14 protein-coding genes and 3 rRNA genes are annotated in these 22,059 nt (G+C 40.2%); 1 reads left to right on the top strand and 16 read right to left on the bottom strand.

The features are described from left to right. Positions 1 to 82: 82 nt before the first annotated feature. Positions 83 to 727, bottom strand: a complete 645-nt coding sequence (locus QFZ87_RS13425; RefSeq protein WP_309862057.1) for a glycosyltransferase — start codon at positions 725 to 727, stop codon at positions 83 to 85. Positions 728 to 874: 147 nt separating this feature from the next. Between QFZ87_RS13425 and QFZ87_RS13420 the strand changes: the two genes are divergently transcribed. Further along, positions 875 to 1,714, top strand: coding sequence for an HAD family hydrolase (locus tag QFZ87_RS13420; protein ID WP_309862055.1), 840 nt, complete (start codon positions 875 to 877; stop codon positions 1,712 to 1,714). A gap of 181 nt (positions 1,715 to 1,895) precedes the next feature. On the opposite strand, the gene QFZ87_RS13415 is transcribed toward QFZ87_RS13420, so the two are convergent. From QFZ87_RS13415 to QFZ87_RS13345, 15 genes are all read right to left on the bottom strand, one after another. Continuing rightward, positions 1,896 to 2,783, bottom strand: coding sequence for an NAD(P)-dependent oxidoreductase (locus tag QFZ87_RS13415; RefSeq protein ID WP_309862053.1), 888 nt, complete (start codon positions 2,781 to 2,783; stop codon positions 1,896 to 1,898). Positions 2,784 to 2,956: 173 nt separating this feature from the next. Next, on the bottom strand, positions 2,957 to 3,649 hold the full coding sequence (locus tag QFZ87_RS13410; protein WP_309867860.1) for an LrgB family protein: 693 nt from the start codon (positions 3,647 to 3,649) through the stop codon (positions 2,957 to 2,959). Then, positions 3,649 to 4,017, bottom strand: a complete 369-nt coding sequence (locus tag QFZ87_RS13405; protein WP_309862051.1) for a CidA/LrgA family protein — start codon at positions 4,015 to 4,017, stop codon at positions 3,649 to 3,651. The genes QFZ87_RS13410 and QFZ87_RS13405 overlap by 1 nt, the downstream gene beginning before the upstream one ends. A gap of 136 nt (positions 4,018 to 4,153) precedes the next feature. Further along, the gene (locus QFZ87_RS13400) at positions 4,154 to 5,032 is read right to left on the bottom strand and encodes a LysR family transcriptional regulator (protein ID WP_396133918.1); all 879 of its coding nucleotides are present in this window, start codon (positions 5,030 to 5,032) and stop codon (positions 4,154 to 4,156) included. A 95-nt stretch (positions 5,033 to 5,127) separates the two neighbouring features. Continuing rightward, complete coding sequence (brnQ, locus tag QFZ87_RS13395; protein ID WP_309862047.1) at positions 5,128 to 6,507, bottom strand: branched-chain amino acid transport system II carrier protein; 1,380 nt, start codon at positions 6,505 to 6,507, stop codon at positions 5,128 to 5,130. Positions 6,508 to 6,774: 267 nt separating this feature from the next. Continuing rightward, positions 6,775 to 7,494, bottom strand: coding sequence for a DUF421 domain-containing protein (locus tag QFZ87_RS13390; RefSeq protein ID WP_309862045.1), 720 nt, complete (start codon positions 7,492 to 7,494; stop codon positions 6,775 to 6,777). 195 nt (positions 7,495 to 7,689) lie between these two features. Next, positions 7,690 to 7,806: ribosomal RNA gene (gene rrf / locus QFZ87_RS13385) — 5S ribosomal RNA — on the bottom strand. A 79-nt stretch (positions 7,807 to 7,885) separates the two neighbouring features. Beyond that, a 23S ribosomal RNA gene (locus QFZ87_RS13380) occupies positions 7,886 to 10,825 on the bottom strand. A 206-nt stretch (positions 10,826 to 11,031) separates the two neighbouring features. Further along, a 16S ribosomal RNA gene (locus QFZ87_RS13375) occupies positions 11,032 to 12,569 on the bottom strand. Together the 16S, 23S and 5S rRNA genes form the textbook arrangement of a ribosomal RNA operon. A gap of 327 nt (positions 12,570 to 12,896) precedes the next feature. Next, positions 12,897 to 17,240, bottom strand: coding sequence for an alpha-amylase family glycosyl hydrolase (locus QFZ87_RS13370; RefSeq protein ID WP_309862043.1), 4,344 nt, complete (start codon positions 17,238 to 17,240; stop codon positions 12,897 to 12,899). A 227-nt stretch (positions 17,241 to 17,467) separates the two neighbouring features. After that, positions 17,468 to 18,127, bottom strand: coding sequence for an amino acid ABC transporter permease (locus QFZ87_RS13365; protein WP_396133968.1), 660 nt, complete (start codon positions 18,125 to 18,127; stop codon positions 17,468 to 17,470). A 64-nt stretch (positions 18,128 to 18,191) separates the two neighbouring features. After that, on the bottom strand, positions 18,192 to 18,956 hold the full coding sequence (locus QFZ87_RS13360; RefSeq protein ID WP_396133967.1) for an ABC transporter substrate-binding protein: 765 nt from the start codon (positions 18,954 to 18,956) through the stop codon (positions 18,192 to 18,194). Positions 18,957 to 18,988: 32 nt separating this feature from the next. Next, positions 18,989 to 19,711, bottom strand: coding sequence for an amino acid ABC transporter ATP-binding protein (locus QFZ87_RS13355; protein ID WP_309862041.1), 723 nt, complete (start codon positions 19,709 to 19,711; stop codon positions 18,989 to 18,991). Positions 19,712 to 19,940: 229 nt separating this feature from the next. Beyond that, on the bottom strand, positions 19,941 to 20,630 hold the full coding sequence (locus QFZ87_RS13350; protein WP_309862039.1) for a BsuPI-related putative proteinase inhibitor: 690 nt from the start codon (positions 20,628 to 20,630) through the stop codon (positions 19,941 to 19,943). Between the two features lie 176 nt (positions 20,631 to 20,806). Next, positions 20,807 to 22,036, bottom strand: coding sequence for a DUF438 domain-containing protein (locus tag QFZ87_RS13345; RefSeq protein ID WP_309862037.1), 1,230 nt, complete (start codon positions 22,034 to 22,036; stop codon positions 20,807 to 20,809). Positions 22,037 to 22,059: the final 23 nt, after the last annotated feature.

Here is a 22,059-nt window from a genome sequence, read left to right as displayed (position 1 = left end):
GTTGCTTATTATTATATCTTCTTCCAAAAAAATACACACGAGAAATGTTTTTACAAATCTCGTGTGTATTTTACTATCTTGTTTACTTAAACTTTTCTGGGAACTGTTTTACGATCCCATCACTTAGTATTTCGCCCATATGGATAAGATGTTCTTCGTTCGTGTCAGCTGTTTTTATATCACCAGCCCAATCCCCTTTTAACCGATCCACTACTTCATCTGTTGTTAACTTTAAATGCGTATAAAACATTTCTGTTAATACTTTTTTAGACCAATTTGGATTGGCACTTGTTAGGAATACCACAATTTCATCTGCGTTTCGATACCAGGCTTTATTATTTTGTTCCATACTTGCTTGGTCATTTTTTTTAGCCGCCTCGATTATCTTACCAGCTATCATAATATGTTCCTTCAATAAAATGGTAAGCTTGTTTCCTGCCTCTTGGCCGTAATAAGGTTTAATAATATTTCCTAGATCCTCTTGATTTTTCAGTAGTCTTTCTAGTACAGCATTTTGATCCTTGAGCCCTGCAAGATTTGACACAATGAATTCTCTTGTCCACCAAGCATGCTCTACCCATAGTTTTTGCATTGGATATTTTAGATTGATGACAGATTGTGTTATACATATCTTCTTAACTGGTGTTCTCACCTGTGCCCCAACATTAGTTGTGTTGATCATGGCAAGAAAGAAAATAATTGTAATAGTTAGTATCTTCTTTTTCATGGTTGTTTGCTCCTTTTTGTCTGTGTTATTCGGTATTAGTATTAATAACTTTTTTCAACTTATGCTTTTAGACACCATAAATTTTGGTAACCCACTTTTTGTATAAATTCTGATATAGTAGTTTATAGAGAAGAATGGAAAGGATTTATGACAACCATGAAATGTTTATCAATAGATTTAGATGGTACATTATTAAATTCCAAGCAAGAAATTACTGAAGAGAATGTGAAAGCTTTAACCGAATTGCAAGAACGAGGGCATTGCGTTATCTTAAATACGGGACGTGCATACGCAGATGTGATTAAATTACCGGCAGTACAAAATATGGAAGTTCCTATCTTTTGTATCAATGGTTCTGTTTTATATTCTGCATCAAGAGAGGTACTATATGAAGCAACTCTTCCTGTTTCCATTTATCAAGAAATGTTTTCAATTTTAAAAGAATTAGGGGTAGGAATTCTCGTTTATACAAATTACGGTGGCTTTCCGTCTACCTTGCCTCCTTTACATGGCAAAAGTAAAGAAGAGCTAAATATTCTTTTTCAAGAATTCAATTATGATGAAATTTTGGAAAAGGAACAATTAAAAATCTATAAAGTAATTGCTTTGGTCCATCCTGAGCAACAAGAACGTGTAGAGGAAATAAAAACTGCATTAGCTGGCAAATTTCCGATATCTATGGCATCATCTTTCCCCAATAATGTCGAGATTACCTCCAATGAAGCACATAAGGGGAAGGCTTTATTGCGTTACCAACAGATGATGAACCTTTCGTTTGAAGATATTATTGCATTTGGTGATGGCGGCAACGATTTGGCACAGTTTGAGGTGGCCAGCACATCGGTTGCAATGGGGAATGCCCCTCTCCATGTTCAACAAAAGGCCAATCTCATTACAAAAACAAATGATGAAGATGGTTTTGCTTATGCTGTACGTCATCTATTACAATTAATACACACTGATAAAGAAGAATTGGTATTTTATTAATACAGATTACTAAACAATTCATTTATATAAAAAAAGCTACTAGGTTATGATGGACGAAATCCTATTTTCCATCATAACCTGAGTAGCTTTTCGATTTGTATAATTTAATTTTGTTTAAGCCTTTTTCCAAAACGCTGCATATTTCTTGTGTTATTTTGGGTTCTCCTACTCCTTACATACTTTATTCTAGTCTGGCCTCTTCCATCGATATTCTAGTTAAGGCTGACCAGTCTTGATTCTCTCGGCCCTTTGCTACAGAAGCAAGGAGACGATTATGTACTAAGTTAGCAAGTGGCATCGGGGTTTTTGTTGCGTTTGCTTCATCCAGGACAAGATTGCAATCTTTTAGACCAAGTGATAGCTGAAAACCAGCAGGTTCAAACCTTTTCTTAGCAATCATCTGACCGTATCCTTGATAGACTGTACAGTTAAATAAGGTTGACGCATATACCTCAGCAGCTAACTCTCGATCAATTCCATTTTTCTCTGCTAAATTAAAGGACTCTGCCATCGCCTCCATGGCAGCCATAATCATAAAGTTACCACCCAGTTTAATCACATTGGCAGCACCCGGTTCTTCACCAATATCAAAAATCCGCTGCCCTAGAGCTTCTTGCACTGGCTTGACACGCTCTTTAGCTTCAATTGGACCAGATGATAGGATATTTAGTTTTTGAGCTGTCGCTGCCTCAGGTCGACCAAAAACAGGGGATGCTACTAAATAACTGCCATGCTGTTGATGAGATGCTGCTAGCTTCTTTGATGTCTCGGGAGATACGGTGCTCATTGATAAATGAATACCACCAGCACCTAACTTTTCATCAAATCCATCAGGCCCCAAGACAATCTCTTCGAGTGCCTGGTCGTTCGACACCATGGTGATCACTATTCCACCAGTGGTAACTGCATCACATAATTTATTTACCTGCTGAGCCCCTGCTTCCACTACAGCAACTGCTTTACTAGGTGTACGGTTATACACCTTTACCGTATATCCTGCTTTTAAAAGATTCAAAACCATTGGTTGTCCCATGTTACCAAGACCGATAAAGCCCACTTCTTTTGTCATCTTAAGTGCCTCCTTTAAAATATATCTGTACAACCCATGATATAGATGGTTATTTCCCACTGCAACTGCTAAGTATAACAAAAAAAGACCACTAAAAGTCATACGAGACCTTTCTTTCGTTTTTCCAGCTGTTTCGGTCGCGTAGAACCACTAAAGGTCTATTGTAGTTGGTATTAAAATAAATGTGGAATATTCATCAATGAAGGAATGAGCAACGCAGCCCAGATAAGGGTAATGAATGCGGCAAAGATCATCGCTAGAGATGAAAACGTTGCTTCTTGTTCCCCGTACTCCAACGCTTTATTAGTCCCCGCTCCATGTGCACCCATTCCTAAAGCAAGTCCTTTGGCAATTGGGGTTTTGATTGATAGAGATTTAAGAACCATTGGGCCGACAACACCGCCAATTACACCAGTTAATATGACGAAAACTGTTGTCAAGGTTGGCAACCCACCAATTTCTTTTGACACCTCAATCGCAATAGGAGTCGTGATAGACCTTGGAAGGATTGAAGTAACAAAATCATTATTCAAGTGCATTAATTTTGATAGTCCTAAAGTTGAAAAAATAGCCACAAGCGTTCCTGATGTAATACTAATGATAATTGTACCAATATACTTTTTAATAATAGATAAATTTTTGTAAATGGGAACTGCAAAGGCAACTGTGGCTGGACCTAACAAGTGGGTGAGCCACTTAGAGGCCTCCATGTATTGGGTAGCCGAAACATGAGTAATAGATATTAGGACTATTAGTAAAATTGGTGCCAGCAGTAAAGGATGGAAAAACGGGAGAGTCATCTTTGTATAGGTTTTTTTAGCAAAACGATAGATAAGATAGGTTATAATCGTAAATAGAATCGTCATCAATGCTGCTCACTCCTTTTACGACCTGATATTTTTTCAGCTATAAGTGCAGTAAACCCCATAACTATCGCTGTACTAATGGCAATTAAAACAACAATTTCCGCTCCCTGAAGGCTAATAATTTCATCATAATTTACTATTCCAACTGCGGATGGAATAAAAAATAACAGCAACTCAGCCATCAGCCAACTTGCCCCTTTCTCCACCCATTCCAGTTTAATAATTTTGAAATAAAGTGCAAGAAAAAGTAGAGCTAATCCGAACATAGAAGCGGGAATTGGAAGAGGAATCAATTCCTTTAGTGCCACACCAAGAAATAAGAAAACATGTAAAAATAAAACTTGTATCACTATTACTCCTAGTTTCATTGTGTACTTCCTTTCTAAATATGAAAAAGGGAGCAAATAATCTCCCTTTTGTTTCCTTGAATTAACTATTAGTAATAGTACAGGGATATTTACCATTCGTAAAATACATATTTAGAATGTTTTTCATAACTAAAAGTTATAATGGTTCTTTTAGAATGAAATCAATAAAGGTTCTTCCCGCATTAGAAATGTAGCGGTCTTTTTTTGTGATGACAGCAAGTTTCCACATAATATCGTCCTGAAGTTTAATTACCTTTAAATCCGAATTAAAAGCCCGGTTGCAAATCGACTGTGGAAGGATAGTAATCCCAAGGTTTGCTGCAACCATCTCCGTCATCAGGTCCCATTGAGAACTCTTGAATAAAATTTTAGGTTCAAAACCAGCAGCAATGAAATGGTTTCTCATTATTTGATTTAAAGCAAATTCCTCATGATAAAAAATAAATTCTTCGTCCCTTAATTCCTTTAACTCCACTTCTACACGATCTGATAAATGATGATCTTTGTAAACTACTAGCCTCATCTCTTCCTCTACGATGGGATAAACCGAAAATTCCTGTTCATCGATCGGTAGTACAGCAACACCCAGTTCAAATTCACCTTCTTCCACACTTTTTACGACTCTTGCACCACCATACTCTGTAATATTTAATTCTATATTCGGAAAGGCATGATGAAATTTGGCCATTACCCTTGGAAAAAACAAGCTTCCAATAAAAGGCGGTAATCCAATGTTGATTTGACCTCTTGATAAGTTCGTCATATCAATTAAAGTAGTTTTCATTTCATCTACTAACACGGTCATCCTTAGAGCATATTCGAGGACCACCTTCCCTGCGTCTGTAAGGTCGCTTGTCTTGTTGGTTCTAATAATCAATGTCATGCCCAGTTCATCTTCTAGTGCCCTTAGAGTCTTGCTCAATGCTGGCTGAGAAATATGCATATTCTCCGCTGCTTTTGTAATGCTTTTATGCTTAGCTACCTCAATAAATAATCTTAACTGCCGTAATTCCAATGAAAACACCTCGATATTCAGTAACTAATTTTTATTATAAAAATGATTTTAAATAAACAAAACATCTCCCCTATTGTAGGGAGATGTATAAATACTTACAAAGCGCTCTCTGTTTTATCATTAACACGGACTGCAGTAACTTTCTGCAACCGTACAAACAATGATGTAATAATAATCGTAGCCAAAACAGGAATCAACCAACCAAGTCCATCCTTGTATAGAGGTAGCGCTCGCTCATAAAACGAAACAATCGGAGCCAGCCAGTCAAAATAGTCTATTTCTAACAAACTGCATAAGGTTTTAAACCCATCAATTATGCTTATACAAAATGTGACAGCGATAGCAGTAACATATACAATTTGCGAATGGTTAAATAGCTTAGATACAAAGGCTAGCAACATTAAGGCAATTGCTAGTGGATAAAGAAACATTAACACAGGAATGGAGAATGTAATAATGTTTGATAATCCAAAATTTGCTATAATTAAAGAAATCAAGGAAAAGAACACAACCCACATTTTATAACTGATTCTAGGCATTAAAGTATGAAAGTATTCACCACAAGCTGTCATAAGCCCGATACTGGTTGTGAGGCAAGCCAGTATGATTATAATGGATAGCATCACTGTACCGAACGAACCAAAATAATAAGATGCTGCCTTTCCAAGTACAGGTCCCCCTGTATCAAATAGGCCGAATTCTTCCGTACTTGTTGCCCCTAGGTAGGCAATACCTACATAAATGATTCCAAGAAAAAATGTTGCGACAATCCCTGATTTTGCTGAAGCTAAAAGGATACCACGGGATGAGGTTATACCCATGGAACGAATCGCATTGATGACAATTATGCCAAATACAAGCGAAGCCAGTGCATCCATTGTATTATAGCCTTCCATTAAACCTTTCATAAATGCGCCGTTTGTATATGATTCTTGTGGTGCTTCAATCGTACCTACCGGTTTTACAATTATCATGAACAGTAACACAAAAATAAGGATGATAATGCCAGGAGACAGTATTTTCCCCACATTATCGACTATTTTCGCAGGGTTTAGAGAAAACCAAAGTGTAACTACAAAAAATAATAGGGTAAATATAATCAGTCCAGCATGTCCATTACTTTCATTCACAAAAGGTGCAATTCCAATATCAAACGCTACAGCTCCCGTTCTAGGAGCTGCAAAAAATGGACCTATGGTTAGGTATAGAAGAGATGTAAAGACCACTCCAAAGACTGGATGAATACGGCTAGCAAGCTCCTGTAAATTCTTACTTCCCGAAACACCCATTGCTAAGATTCCAAGAAATGGCAATCCTATTCCCGTTATTAAAAATCCTCCAACTGCCAGCCAAATGTTTGATCCTGCTTTTTGACCAAGCGATGCTGGAAAAATTAAATTTCCTGCGCCGAAAAACAAGGCAAACAACATCACACCGATGATGAAATACCTTGAAAAACTTAATTTATTTTGCATAAATAATGCTCCCACCTTAGAATTCCAATTAAATAGATTAGTAATTTCAAATATTATTCCGTGAATAATATTACTATTCAAACACTCGAAATTCAACCTATTTTAATGATTTATTTGATAATTTCAAACTGACAAAAGTTTACTTTTTTTAACCCACTGTCTATTAATTCATTCATCTATTGTAAATTACCTAATAAATAAAAATTATTTTAAAAAAATAATTAAAAAAGATCAATCCCACTCTATTGTTTTGGGACTAACCTTATTCTACTCCCGATCTAATGGAGATTTTACATTGTCATTATATAAATCAATAAAAAGAGAACTATTAGATGATATAACAGCGTATTGAATATCAATCAGTTCCAGGTTTCGAGATTGCAACTCCTGATTGAGCCAAGCGCTTGAGTATTGTGAGTTAAAATTCTTCTCAACAACCCTTCCATCCATGACTAGCTCTATAGGAAGATGGATATCAACACTATTATTGGTTGGAACAATTTCATTTTTGGTTACACTTTGATATTTTGTCTTTTTCAAAACAGATAACTTACCACTAACTTCTAATAAAGCAAACTCCACTTCAATTAGATCAAAAATCCCTTGCTCTCTTAGCTGCTGGTTTAAATCATCAAGCGTATACCGTATTTTTTTCATATTACCATCTAAAAGCTTCCCATTTTCAATAACAACGGTAGGCTCCCCTGAAAGCCACAACCGAAAACGTCTGTTTTTAATAGATATGAGTGAACTAATTAAGTACATGGAAATAAGTGCAATAAAAGAAGCCAACATTGGGGTGAATTTTAAATTCGTATCAAAACCCATATTTGCAATAAAAGAACCTAACGTTACAGATAATGCAAAATTATAGTGATTGTTATGGGAATTTACTTGTTTTCCAATCCATATCGAAACTGTCAATAATATTAAAAATGAAAAACACGTTCGCAGAACGGCAATAATTAAAGTCTCCACTTGATTCATCCTTCATTTTTTCATCTAAAAACTCTCTTTGTAATATGAGCCAAATAAGAAATGAATATTAATCATTTCTATAATTTTATAGAAACTAAGGTAAGAACAAAAGGCGGAAGCGCCTCGTTCAGCCCCAACAGGCAAATGTTCTTCGGCGGGAAAACAACAAAAAAAGACAACCCATTACAGGTTGTCTTTTTAATTGCCTGGCAACGTCCTACTCTCACAGGGACTTTCGTCCCAACTACCATCGGCGCTGAGAAGCTTAACTTCCGTGTTCGGTATGGGAACGGGTGTGACCTTCTCGCCATAGTTACCAGACTATTTTGTTTGAGAGATCGTTCTCTCAAAACTAGATAATGCAGAAGAAGTGTTGTAAACCACGAGTTCGCTTAAAAAATTGGTTAAGTCCTCGAACGATTAGTATCAGTCAGCTCCACATGTTACCACGCTTCCACCTCTGACCTATCAACCTGATCATCTTTCAGGGTTCTTACTAGCTTGACGCTATGGGAAATCTCATCTTGAGGGGGGCTTCATGCTTAGATGCTTTCAGCACTTATCCCGTCCGCACATAGCTACCCAGCGATGCCTTTGGCAAGACAACTGGTACACCAGCGGTGCGTCCATCCCGGTCCTCTCGTACTAAGGACAGCTCCTCTCAAATTTCCTGCGCCCACGACGGATAGGGACCGAACTGTCTCACGACGTTCTGAACCCAGCTCGCGTACCGCTTTAATGGGCGAACAGCCCAACCCTTGGGACCGACTACAGCCCCAGGATGCGATGAGCCGACATCGAGGTGCCAAACCTCCCCGTCGATGTGGACTCTTGGGGGAGATAAGCCTGTTATCCCCGGGGTAGCTTTTATCCGTTGAGCGATGGCCCTTCCATGCGGAACCACCGGATCACTAAGCCCGACTTTCGTCCCTGCTCGACTTGTAGGTCTCGCAGTCAAGCTCCCTTGTGCCTTTACACTCTACGAATGATTTCCAACCATTCTGAGGGAACCTTTGGGCGCCTCCGTTACTCTTTAGGAGGCGACCGCCCCAGTCAAACTGCCCACCTGACACTGTCTCCCACCCCGATAAGGGGTGCGGGTTAGAATTTCAATACAGCCAGGGTAGTATCCCACCGACGCCTCCACCGAAGCTAGCGCTCCGGCTTCTCAGGCTCCTACCTATCCTGTACAAGCTGTACCAAAATTCAATATCAGGCTACAGTAAAGCTCCACGGGGTCTTTCCGTCCTGTCGCGGGTAACCTGCATCTTCACAGGTACTATAATTTCACCGAGTCTCTCGTTGAGACAGTGCCCAGATCGTTACGCCTTTCGTGCGGGTCGGAACTTACCCGACAAGGAATTTCGCTACCTTAGGACCGTTATAGTTACGGCCGCCGTTTACTGGGGCTTCGATTCAGAGCTTCGCTTTTAAGGCTAACCCCTCCTCTTAACCTTCCAGCACCGGGCAGGCGTCAGCCCCTATACTTCGCCTTGCGGCTTCGCAGAGACCTGTGTTTTTGCTAAACAGTCGCCTGGGCCTATTCACTGCGGCTCTTCGAGGCTATTCACCTCAAAAAGCACCCCTTCTCCCGAAGTTACGGGGTCATTTTGCCGAGTTCCTTAACGAGAGTTCTCTCGCTCACCTTAGGATTCTCTCCTCGCCTACCTGTGTCGGTTTGCGGTACGGGCACCTTTTATCTCGCTAGAGGCTTTTCTTGGCAGTGTGGAATCAGGAACTTCGGTACTAAATTTCCCTCGCTATCACAGCTCAGCCTTCACGGAAAGCGGATTTTCCTACTTTCCAGCCTAACTGCTTAGACGCGCATATCCAACAGCGCGCTTACCCTATCCTCCTGCGTCCCCCCATCACTCAAACGATAAAGAGGTGGTACAGGAATATCAACCTGTTGTCCATCGCCTACGCCTTTCGGCCTCGGCTTAGGTCCCGACTAACCCTGAGCGGACGAGCCTTCCTCAGGAAACCTTAGGCATACGGTGGATGAGATTCTCACTCATCTTTCGCTACTCATACCGGCCATTCTCACTTCTAAGCGCTCCACCAGTCCTTACGGTCTAGCTTCAACGCCCTTAGAACGCTCTCCTACCACTGACATCTAAGATGTCAATCCACAGCTTCGGTGTTACGTTTAGCCCCGGTACATTTTCGGCGCAGAGTCACTCGACCAGTGAGCTATTACGCACTCTTTAAATGGTGGCTGCTTCTAAGCCAACATCCTGGTTGTCTAAGCAACTCCACATCCTTTTCCACTTAACGTAAACTTTGGGACCTTAGCTGGTGGTCTGGGCTGTTTCCCTTTTGACTACGGATCTTATCACTCGCAGTCTGACTCCCACGGATAAGTCTTTGGCATTCGGAGTTTGTCTGAATTCGGTAACCCGATGAGGGCCCCTAGTCCAAACAGTGCTCTACCTCCAAGACTCTAACTACGTGAGGCTAGCCCTAAAGCTATTTCGGAGAGAACCAGCTATCTCCAAGTTCGATTGGAATTTCTCCGCTACCCACACCTCATCCCCGCACTTTTCAACGTGCGTGGGTTCGGGCCTCCATCCAGTGTTACCTGGACTTCACCCTGGACATGGGTAGATCACCTGGTTTCGGGTCTACGACCACATACTCATTCGCCCTATTCAGACTCGCTTTCGCTGCGGCTCCGTCTCTTCAACTTAACCTTGCATGGGATCGTAACTCGCCGGTTCATTCTACAAAAGGCACGCTATCACCCATTAACGGGCTCTAACTACTTGTAGGCACACGGTTTCAGGAACTATTTCACTCCCCTTCCGGGGTGCTTTTCACCTTTCCCTCACGGTACTGGTTCACTATCGGTCACTAGGGAGTATTTAGCCTTGGGAGATGGTCCTCCCTGCTTCCGACCGGATTTCACGTGTCCGGCCGTACTCAGGATCCACTCAGGAGGGAACGAAGTTTCGACTACAGGGTTTTTACCTTCTCTGACGGGCCTTTCCAGGCCGCTTCATCTACCCCGTTCCTTTGTAACTCCATGTTGAGTGTCCTACAACCCCAAGAGGCAAGCCTCTTGGTTTGGGCTATGTCCCGTTTCGCTCGCCGCTACTCAGGGAATCGCGTTTGCTTTCTCTTCCTCCGGGTACTTAGATGTTTCAGTTCCCCGGGTATGCCTTCAATACCCTATGTATTCAGGTAAAGATACTGTTCCATTACGAACAGTGGGTTCCCCCATTCGGAAATCTCCGGATCAAAGCTTACTTACAGCTCCCCGAAGCATATCGGTGTTAGTCCCGTCCTTCATCGGCTCCTAGTGCCAAGGCATTCACCGTGCGCCCTTTCTAACTTAACCTAAAAGGTTTATTTCTCTAAATTAATAGAGAGAAAACTAAAATGGCGATTACTCGATGTGTTACTTGACTTCTTCATTACGATTATCTAGTTTTCAAAGAACGATTAAAAAAAGCTTTGAGAGATTGCACTCTCAAAACTAAACAAACAAGAAACAATCAAACAAACATGTTTTGTCTGGCTCATAGGTCCAGCTTATATCCTTAGAAAGGAGGTGATCCAGCCGCACCTTCCGATACGGCTACCTTGTTACGACTTCACCCCAATCATCTGTCCCACCTTAGGCGGCTGGCTCCTTACGGTTACCCCACCGACTTCGGGTGTTACAAACTCTCGTGGTGTGACGGGCGGTGTGTACAAGGCCCGGGAACGTATTCACCGCGGCATGCTGATCCGCGATTACTAGCGATTCCGGCTTCATGTAGGCGAGTTGCAGCCTACAATCCGAACTGAGAATGGTTTTATGGGATTGGCTAAACCTCGCGGTCTTGCAGCCCTTTGTACCATCCATTGTAGCACGTGTGTAGCCCAGGTCATAAGGGGCATGATGATTTGACGTCATCCCCACCTTCCTCCGGTTTGTCACCGGCAGTCACCTTAGAGTGCCCAACTGAATGCTGGCAACTAAGATCAAGGGTTGCGCTCGTTGCGGGACTTAACCCAACATCTCACGACACGAGCTGACGACAACCATGCACCACCTGTCACTCTGTCCCCCGAAGGGGAACGTCCTATCTCTAGGAGTGTCAGAGGATGTCAAGACCTGGTAAGGTTCTTCGCGTTGCTTCGAATTAAACCACATGCTCCACCGCTTGTGCGGGCCCCCGTCAATTCCTTTGAGTTTCAGCCTTGCGGCCGTACTCCCCAGGCGGAGTGCTTAATGCGTTAGCTGCAGCACTAAGGGGCGGAAACCCCCTAACACTTAGCACTCATCGTTTACGGCGTGGACTACCAGGGTATCTAATCCTGTTTGCTCCCCACGCTTTCGCGCCTCAGCGTCAGTTACAGACCAGAAAGCCGCCTTCGCCACTGGTGTTCCTCCACATCTCTACGCATTTCACCGCTACACGTGGAATTCCGCTTTCCTCTTCTGTACTCAAGTCCCCCAGTTTCCAATGACCCTCCACGGTTGAGCCGTGGGCTTTCACATCAGACTTAAAGGACCGCCTGCGCGCGCTTTACGCCCAATAATTCCGGACAACGCTTGCCACCTACGTATTACCGCGGCTGCTGGCACGTAGTTAGCCGTGGCTTTCTGGTTAGGTACCGTCAAGGTACCGGCAGTTACTCCGGTACTTGTTCTTCCCTAACAACAGAGCTTTACGACCCGAAGGCCTTCATCGCTCACGCGGCGTTGCTCCATCAGACTTTCGTCCATTGTGGAAGATTCCCTACTGCTGCCTCCCGTAGGAGTCTGGGCCGTGTCTCAGTCCCAGTGTGGCCGATCACCCTCTCAGGTCGGCTACGCATCGTCGCCTTGGTGAGCCGTTACCTCACCAACTAGCTAATGCGCCGCGGGCCCATCTGTAAGTGACAGCCGAAACCGTCTTTCAGCTTTTCCTCATGAGAGGAAAAGGATTATCCGGTATTAGCTCCGGTTTCCCGAAGTTATCCCAGTCTTACAGGCAGGTTGCCCACGTGTTACTCACCCGTCCGCCGCTAACCACCGAAGTGGTTCGCTCGACTTGCATGTATTAGGCACGCCGCCAGCGTTCGTCCTGAGCCAGGATCAAACTCTCCAAGAAAGTTGATTAGCTCATTTTGTTACGTTGGCTTCATTTCAATAAAGAAACGAAATATTTTTGTTTGTTGACGTTTTTGTTTGTTTAGTTTTCAAAGAACAATCCGCTTGTCAAAGAAGCGATAAATACAATTTTATTACATCCATCTCACTAAGTCAATACATAATTTTTCACTCAATATGTTTGGCCCTTTCGTGAGGGAACTTTCTTATAATACCATCCCCCCCTTCTCTGTTCAATATATAATATTTTCCAATTCTAATAGGGATGAATATTATAATTAATAATAGGAAAAGGCCTCTCTCCTATTACTAGGAAAAAGGCCTTCTATTATTTCTTATTAATTGTAAAATTAATTGTTTTAGTCGCTTTAGAAATTGCACCGCCATCATTTTTAAAGTTTGCTGCCTTACTATTTTCTGATGGTTCGATATGAATGCTTAACTTATTTTCACCAGCATTTAGTTTAATTGAATGGGAAAAAGTCATATCACTATTGATGGTAACAGACTCTCCATTAATTGTTAGGACACCATCCTTAATGGCATTTCCTTGTAAAGTAATACTATCAGTTGATACCGTCTGCCCATCTGTATGGGATGTAACCACCACTGGAAGGTCAATCCAGCGAATAATTCTATCTTGTACCACCATTTGGTTACCGCCTTGGTTAGCCACCACAACTGAAAGGTCAGTACCTTGTGCCCCATAGCCATAATAACTGACGTCATCGTCGGTTTGGTTTGCTACAGTATGGTCCGGTAACCCTTCTTGATCCCACGTACCATTTTTCACATATTTGTAAGTAAGAACTTCTCCTTCTTGTGCTTCCACCGTATATTCATAATCATTTGTAACCGCTCCAGCACGAGTCATCTGCCATGCGCCAGTATTCCAACCGTTTTTACTTCCTGGCATTGTAATGTAGATACCTTGTGGAGTATAGGCTGGTGCATTTACTTTAAACGTTACTTTTACTGTAACTAGTTCAGGTGTGATAGTAACAGCGTTGGATTTTACCATATTTCCTGCCTTATCATAGATCCGAACTTCGTACGTATACGTTTTTCCGTTGGTCACATTAATATCCCTAAATGAGTTTTTTGATAGATCCAATATCTGTTCGATCATTTCACCATCACGGACAATTGTTACCATATACGGGTCATTTGCTCCCTCCACCTTCCAGGAAAGGTTGACCTGACCAGATTCCTGTTGAGGCTGTTCAAGTGTCATTTTTTCTGCAGGTGCTGTTGTATCGTCTCCTTTTGTAAAGCTAACTGACTTTGTTTCGCTTGTTACCCAACTGCGAGCTAAATCATTCGAGAAAGCAAAACGATACTCATAAGTTCCTACATTAAATGGCAGGAAGTTGGAACTAAATACATTTGATGTTTCCTGCTGATTTACGTATGCAGCCTTAATTGAGGTCCACTTTTCACTTCCTGGCTGTTTAACTTCAAGCTTTGCTTGCAGGCCTTCCATTTGTTCTAACTCAGTTTCACCTTTTACAAAAATATTGGCAGTAACAGTTTCCGGCTTGGAGAGATCAATAATTCCTGGTTCTAAAGCTGTCACATTATCAATTTTATAATTATCAGAAGTTAGCGATACATGAGGAATAACAGCTTCCTTAGTCTCTACCTTTTCAGATTCATTACCGTTTTTATCAAGCGCAACAATAGCAAAATAATATTTTCGGCCATTGTCTAAACCGTCAATTGATATTGTCGTATTAGTAGTTTCTTTTACTTTTTGATAAAAAGCTCCGGAAATTGTTGTTTGATATATGGCATATTTTTTTGCATCGCCATCCCATTTAAGTGTCGCGGTATGACTTCCTTCTGCTACAGTTAAGCCTGTTACCAAAGCTGGACGTTTTAAGTTCTGCCCTTTATCGGATATAAGCATTCGTCCGCTCATAGCAGGAATTGTCACGCTTAACTTTCCTTCTTTGGTTACAATTGTGTATTTTTTATCTAATTGATCTGTAAACTTAATACCATTAATCAATAAATCCTCAACATTCAACTCAACCGTTTTATCTTCTTTACCACGATTTGTTAGAACTATAGCAACATTCTTTTTATCTGAGCGAGAAAAAGCAAGCACATCTCCCTTAGCATAAAGATGATTTAAATCACCATAGCTAAATAAATCATGAAAGTCATTTCTTACTTTTCCAATTGTTTGATAATGTTTGATTAAACCTTTGTTTTCATTACCCCATGGATAGGTTCTGCGGTCATCAGGGTCCTTTGAACCAGTGACACCAGCTTCATCGCCATAGTAAATCGTTGGTGCACCTGCATAACCCATTTGTAGAATAGCAGCGAGCTTTAAACGCTGTATTCCTAGTTCAGGATTATAGTTATTATCAAACTCTGCTCTCTCAAACGAGTCTGTACCATTTCCCAGAACAAACGACGCACGAGCTGTATCATGTGAGCCCATCAAATTCATAAGGGAATAAAATGCTTCCTTAGGGTAGTCCTCAAAGACAGCGTTGAGCTGATTTTCAGCTCCTTCCGCATTTCCTGACTTTAAGTAATCAATCATCGCACCTCGGAAACGGTAATTCATTACCGAATCATATAAGTCACCAAGGAAATATTCTGAAGCATCATCCCAAATTTCACCCAGAATTAGTGGGTCGTCCTTTTTTCCTGTTTTCAGTTCTTTACGGAATTCACGCCAAAACTCAGGATCCACTTCATTTGCCACATCTAATCGCCAACCTGAAGAACCGTTTTTAATCCATGACTTTGCCACTGAATCTTCATCATACATAATATAATCCGCAAATGACTTGTTATTGAGTTCGGATGAATAGTCGACAGCTTCACCAGTCACTGATTTGATTTCTGGAAGGGAATCGTAACCCCACCAGCACTGATATTTATATACGCCGTCAACTTTTTCATTTTGAATGTTAAACCAATTTTCGAAGCCGTACGGACTAAACGTTTGTCCTTCAGCGATAAATTTATCTTTTACTTGCTTTTTTGCCTCCGCTTCTGATACTCCTTTATTAACAAGATCATAGATAGCTGACCAGTACTCATAAGCACCAACTGTTGGGTATTTACTGTAACGATCAAAATAAATGGAATCGTCTCCTACATGATTAAACACTCCATCTAGAATTAAATGCATTTTCCGTTTCTTTAATTCTTTCGTAAAGGCTTTAAATTCTTCAGGTGAACCAAACATTGGGTCAACATTCTTGTAGTCTGCCGCATCATATTTATGATTCGATGCAGCTTCTGCAATCGGATTTAAATAAAGTGTGTTTACGCCTAATGACTGGATATAATCCAATTTCTTTTGAATTCCAGCGATATCTCCACCGAAGAAATCATTAGAGAAAATGGCATCTCCTTTATACCCTTCTGTCCCTTCTAGACGAGGATTATCAGGCAAATCCTCCCAATCCTGTTGCTCTATTGGTTCAGAACCACGAGCATTTTTCTTTGCTTCATCATTCTTTTTGTTCCCATTGTTAAATCGATCAGGGAAAATTTGATAAACTACCGCTTCCTTCATCCAATCCGGTGTTTTAAAGGAAGGATCATATACAGTTAGCTGGAATAAGGACGCATTTGAGTCCGTCGCGGTTCCTTTTCCACCTTCTTGAACATCTTCCCCGTACTCTTTCTGCCCTTCGCCATCTCGAGCAATAAACTTATAACCATAAACTCCTTTAACATCTGGTTTAACGTCTGCTTCCCAAAACTCAACCTCTTTACCCTTTTGGTCCATCCAACCGGCGTACTCCATATCTACCATTACGGTATTACCAGTATTGTAGTTTTTTAGCTGGACTTTAGCACCAGTTAAGTCACCCTTCTTAGCTTGAAGACGGAGCTTGACTGATTCTCCCGCTTTTACTGCACCAAATGGTGATCGGAAAGCCGAATCCCATGTGTTGTGGTAGAGCTTGTCCCCCTGGACACTGCCATCAGGTAAACCAGGATCATAATCGGTGTAAACTTCTTTTGTATCATGGTTGTAAAAGAATGTAACGGTTGCATCTTTTAGGACATTTAACACAAAGTTATTATCTGGATAGGCAGGCGCTTCCCAGTTGTTCCCTAGTACAACCTTAAATTCATGCTTCCCCTTTGGAACTTGAGCTATATAGGTGTAGAGATTATCATGGTCCTCATCTTGTAAAATGGCAGTTGATTCACTAGGAGACCACTCTCCACCTGCATTTAGATCTGGCTGTATATCGCCTACTATTCTAGGTTTCTCACTATCCGGCAATTCGATTGGTACGGTTACACGATGGGTACTATCATCATAAATAAAAGTAACCTGTGTTTCCTTATCTAAAGAAAACTTATAGTTATCCCCCCCAGGAGTACCATTCACTCCATAGTTTTCGTCCCATGAACCGTTAATGGCTACTTTATATTCATAGCTTCCTGCAGGAAGTGTTCCGGTTAGTTTATACAACCCATTCTCCTGCAGCTTCATTTGTGTTGCGGGATCAGCCGGATTCCATTCTCCTGAACCACCTAGTTCATCTTGTAGGTTACCGACTAGCGTTACTACTCGTCCTTCCGCCTTTGTTGGCGACGGATGAAAAAACGCCGTTCCTGCAATCGTTTGCACAATTAACATTAAAAGTGCTAAGTAACTGATTAACTTCCGTGATTTACCTTTCATTCATTTTCCTCCCCAAAAAAGTTTATTTCAGAGCAAACGTTTGCACAAATAGGAGTAGAAAACGCTTACTTAATGATATTATCTCATCAAAATAAATTTATTAAGAATAGGCCTTTCCTACTTTTTATATCCACTATACACATGTCTTTTATCCTATTTTTCTGATAATTCAATAATTCATAAACCAAAAAGGGTCAGACTCATCAAGGTTCTGACCCTTTTGTTATTTATACAGCCTCTTTTGAGTCGATATCCATTCGTCTCTCTAATTTCCTTAGCAAGTAAGAAAATAACAAGACAAGAGCTAAATAATAGATACCAACCACCATGTAAGTATCTAGTTGGCGATAATTCGAGGCTGCTTCACTTAAACCCGAACCCCATAAATCTGACATTCCCACATAGGCAACTAGGGAGGAATCCTTTAATCCAATAATAAATTGATTTCCCAATGGAGGAATGGAAAATTTAAAAGCCTGTGGTAAAATAATTCTTCTCATCGCAAGTGGATAGGACATTCCAAGTGAACGAGCTGCTTCCATTTGCCCCTTGTCTATGGATTGGATTGAACCTCGAAAAATCTCTGCAATGTATGCTCCATTATGGATGGCTAAAGCGATAGCACCTGCCCAGAACTGCGAGAAGGTAACAACAGATGCAATTCCAAAATACAGAATGGCTATTTGGACAATTAACGGTGTTCCTCTAATAAGACCAATATAAATAGTTGCTAATTTATTAAGCCATTTATTTGAAGAAATTCTTAAGAAAGCAACAATGAGCCCAATAAGACACCCAATGATTAGTGATGTAATGGTTAACCTTAAGGTTAGTAGTGCCGCAGAAATAAATACATCATAGGTGTCCAGGAAGATTTGAACGATGATCAACACCCTCTCATTATTTAATCAGTAGGGTGCCTGACACCCATACTTAACACCCTTAGAACTCCTATTCTCCTAAAATACTGCGACCAAACCATTTGTTACTAATTTTTTCATAGGTTCCGTCCTTAATAATTTCAGCAAGGGCTTTGTTTAATTTATCAAGCAGTTCTTTATCCTCTTTTCGGACCGCTATTGCCTGATCATCGTGCGAAAGTGGCTCACCTACATCCTTAATCTTGATTGCACCGTCTTTGATGATTGGTAGCCCCACCATTTGATCAGTAATAACCGCATCCAGTCTTCCAGTTGGAAGATCCATTAGCGCTGTGATATCACTGTCATATTCAACAATGTTACCTTGATCTGTATTTTGTAATGCCAGTTCTTTATACGTACTTGCCTTAACAACTCCAATTTTTTTCCCTTTTAAGTCAGCAACTGATTTAATGGTCTGATTGTCTTCTGCAACAAAGATCTGTGCACCTGAACGATAGTACGTATCAGTAAAGTTTACTGATTTCTTACGTTCTTCCGTCACAGTCATACTGGCAAGAATGGCATCAAATTTCTTAGCCTGTAATCCTTGAATAAGTGTTTCCCAAGGGTTTGTAACCGCTACTGGCTTCATTCCCATTTTATCTGCAAGGGCTTCTCCAACCTCCACATCGAACCCTACTAATTTACCATTCTCCTTAAAATTAAAAGGCTTATACAATCCGCTCATTGCATAACGAAATTCTTTTTTCTCGTTGCCACTGCTTTTCTTTGAACTACCACAAGCCGTCAACATAACAGACACAAAAAACAAAGAAACAATCAATCCAATCATCCAACTTTTTTTCAACAAAATCCCTCCATTTTTTAAAGAATACTATTTAAAAATTGCTTGGCTTTCACGTGCTGGGGATTGACGAAAAATTCGTTCGGCGGTGCTTCTTCGAGAATCTTTCCATCCCCCATAAAAACCACTCGATCTGCTACTTCTCTTGCAAACCCCATTTCATGTGTAACAACAACCATCGTCATTCCCTCTTTTGCCAGCCGCTTCATTACCTGAAGAACTTCTCCAACAAGTTCCGGATCAAGTGCAGATGTCGGTTCATCAAACAGCATGATTCGTGGTTCCATGGCAAGTGCACGTGCAATAGCTACGCGTTGCTTTTGACCACCTGAAAGATTTTTCGGATAGGCTGAAGCTTTGTCATATAATCCTACTTTTTCAAGTAATACTAACGCTTTTTGTTTTGCTTGAGTCTTGTCCATCCCTTTTACATGCACAGGGGCTTCCATCACATTCTCCAACACAGTCATGTGTGGAAAAAGATTAAAATGTTGAAATACCATTCCGACATCTTCACGAATTTTGTTCAGGTTGGTGCTAGTTGGTTGAATTGTTTCTCCCTTTAACGTGATTTCTCCCTGATCATACATTTCAAGGAAATTAAGGCAGCGAAGTAATGTACTTTTTCCAGAACCACTCGCACCAATAATGACAACAACCTCTTTTTCAGAAACGGACAAATTAATATCAGTTAAAACAGTTTGTGAACCAAAAGACTTTACCAGATTTCTTACCTTAATCATGTCACCCTCCTTTTTATCACATAAGTTTTCACCGGCATTTATCATCAGCCTCTATTAAAAAAACAAAATATGCACCTTGTTTTTTCAAAAGTAGTACTATACCTATATATAGTAATCCTATTAAACATAAGAGGATTATATTCGTTTCAAGAGAGTAAGTGTTTTAAAAATGAAAAAACCTACCATGTACCCTTATTACTAACAGGTGGCATGGCAGGTTTACGTTTTATTACGACTCTTTAAAAAACCTTTCAATTGTTTTTTGTCCACTTTCCTTTTCTGAATAGATAAACGAAATCTGGTCACCTTCTTTTATCGATGTTAATTGTTTAATGGCTTCATCTGATAATTGAAAGGCGGTTTTATTTCCATCAACGTTTACTTCTATTGTATGTGGATCCATTTGACCTACATACTGACCTGAACTATTAGTATATAAAGAATTCTTTACTATAAACTCTGCCTCAGTCTTTGCCTTTTCCTCTTTTGAAGTCAGAAAAACCTCCAATTTATATTGACCATTTGGAAGATCAGATATAGTAAATTTTTGTTCCATTTCTTTATTATTTTCTAATGAAATTTCTTCCGTAGCTTGTGTTGCGGAAATCTCCTCTGAATATTGTTTAACTTTTTTTCCATTCTGATCGTATACAATAAAGTCAGCTTTTAAACCATTAGAAAAGGTTAGTGTCTGTTTTTTGCCGGATATATTTTTAACTGCATATTTGACTGTCATGTCATGGTTATCCTCTTTTATTTCAAGTGAAGGAATAAATTTTGCGGTCACTTTTTCTTGCTTTTGATTCTCCGTTTTGATTCCAACATTGGTACCATTCGTTTTTGTACTTGTGCCACAGCCTGTTAAAAGTCCGAATAATACAGCCGTGCTTATGACAAAATATATTTTCTTGTTTGCCATTTTCATATCCCCTTATTTAACATGTTTTTTGTTTTCAGGACTATAGTCGCTAAAAATAGGAATAAAGTTACACTTCTAATTAGAAATGTATTTTTTCACCAAATCAACATATTAAAAGGAAAAAAGCCCCATCATTAGCTGATGAGACCTTTTTTAACTTTCTCAATTTATTGCCTTTAGGAGAGAATTCGCTTTTCACCTTCAATGGCTTTTATCGGATCAATATTCTGTGTAAATTCTAGTGTACCAATATAGCTTCCTTTCTCATCCCGAACAGCAAAATAACGAATATATACATATTTATCTCGGAACTTAATCCAAAAATCCTCACTGTCTTTTTTCCCAGCTTTAAAATCTTCCAATAATTCTTCTACCACATGCACGCTTCTTGGCGGATGACAATTCTGAACCGTACGTCCAATAACTGCTTTTGTACGGGCGAAAATTCTTTCTTTTCCGTGGGAAAAATAGCGAACTACATCCTCATGATCAATAAAAGTAATATCAACTGGTAAGTGGTTTAATAGAAGTTCTAATTGCTTTAAAGATAAAAATCCAGTTTCCATCTTAATATATCCTTCGGTTATAGCATTCTCAGCTAAGGCTTTTCTCTCTGGCTTCCATTCTTCCGCAGGGACTGTTAAACAGAAGCCAATCTCATCACTTTCATGAGCAATTTTAATCCACTCATCCTCAGATAAATTTTTTAAAGCCATTGGAAAAAGGATGTTTTCTTCTTTGTATATCATTCCAGTTACTTCCTGGATGACAAAATTTAGGACCCCAAGGACCTCCTGCCTTCCACCTTGATAGCTTGCTAATTTTTGTTTTGCTTCTTTTATAGCATCACGAATAAAGTCATCAATTCTCCACATATTGGTAGTTGGCCCAAAGATTCCGTACTTTTCTAAATAAGGAAATAGTAAGTTCTCTTTACGGCTGTAGTGCTTATCAATGTCTATTAAGAGATTAATATCCTGCAGAAGGCGGTAAATATTATCAGAGGAATCGTCTCTTATAAACTCATCCACATGGACTTGTACCAGTTGTTGAAGCAGCTTTTCAATTTCCCTATTTTCCAGTTTAAACGTGTGAACCGGATGCCCTGGTAGATCCTCTGGATTTTGCAAATTATTTTCCCTTTCTATTGAACCTTGAAAAATGGCACTATGTTCCTGATAGATACGCTGTAACTCATCTTTTGGAATACTACCCTCTTTTGAAAACTCATGCTGGAGCTGTGTGATTTCATCCACTGTAATTTTCCCAATCAATGCATCAAAATGAGCTTTTACCTCATCTAAATTTCTTCCGTTATGAAGATCTTGGAAGATTCCTTTTAATATGGTAAGACGGTCTGTATTTTTAGTCATTAGTTGTTCACGATTATTAATAATTTCACTCATTTTAGGACTCTCCTTCACTGTAG

It is taken from the genome of Bacillus sp. SLBN-46, assembly GCF_031453555.1.
In the GTDB taxonomy this organism is placed as follows: Bacteria; Bacillota; Bacilli; order Bacillales; family Cytobacillaceae; genus Neobacillus.
The sequence above is the reverse complement of the archived record's forward strand: the minus strand, read 5'-3'. Positions and strand labels throughout refer to the sequence as shown.

Excerpts from the sequence above, each read along its gene's own strand:
- QFZ87_RS13405 (WP_309862051.1), bottom strand. The coding sequence starts at position 4,017 with ATGAAACTAGGAGTAATAGTGATACAAGTTTTATTTTTACATGTTTTC.
- QFZ87_RS13370 (WP_309862043.1), bottom strand. The coding sequence starts at position 17,240 with ATGAAAGGTAAATCACGGAAGTTAATCAGTTACTTAGCACTTTTAATG.
- brnQ (WP_309862047.1), bottom strand. The coding sequence starts at position 6,507 with ATGCAAAATAAATTAAGTTTTTCAAGGTATTTCATCATCGGTGTGATG.
- QFZ87_RS13415 (WP_309862053.1), bottom strand. The coding sequence starts at position 2,783 with ATGACAAAAGAAGTGGGCTTTATCGGTCTTGGTAACATGGGACAACCA.
- QFZ87_RS13410 (WP_309867860.1), bottom strand. The coding sequence starts at position 3,649 with ATGACGATTCTATTTACGATTATAACCTATCTTATCTATCGTTTTGCT.
- QFZ87_RS13345 (WP_309862037.1), bottom strand. The coding sequence starts at position 22,036 with ATGAGTGAAATTATTAATAATCGTGAACAACTAATGACTAAAAATACA.
- QFZ87_RS13420 (WP_309862055.1), top strand. The coding sequence starts at position 875 with ATGACAACCATGAAATGTTTATCAATAGATTTAGATGGTACATTATTA.
- QFZ87_RS13360 (WP_396133967.1), bottom strand. The coding sequence starts at position 18,956 with ATGATTGGATTGATTGTTTCTTTGTTTTTTGTGTCTGTTATGTTGACG.
- QFZ87_RS13350 (WP_309862039.1), bottom strand. The coding sequence starts at position 20,630 with ATGGCAAACAAGAAAATATATTTTGTCATAAGCACGGCTGTATTATTC.
- QFZ87_RS13425 (WP_309862057.1), bottom strand. The coding sequence starts at position 727 with ATGAAAAAGAAGATACTAACTATTACAATTATTTTCTTTCTTGCCATG.
- QFZ87_RS13355 (WP_309862041.1), bottom strand. The coding sequence starts at position 19,711 with ATGATTAAGGTAAGAAATCTGGTAAAGTCTTTTGGTTCACAAACTGTT.
- QFZ87_RS13390 (WP_309862045.1), bottom strand. The coding sequence starts at position 7,494 with ATGAATCAAGTGGAGACTTTAATTATTGCCGTTCTGCGAACGTGTTTT.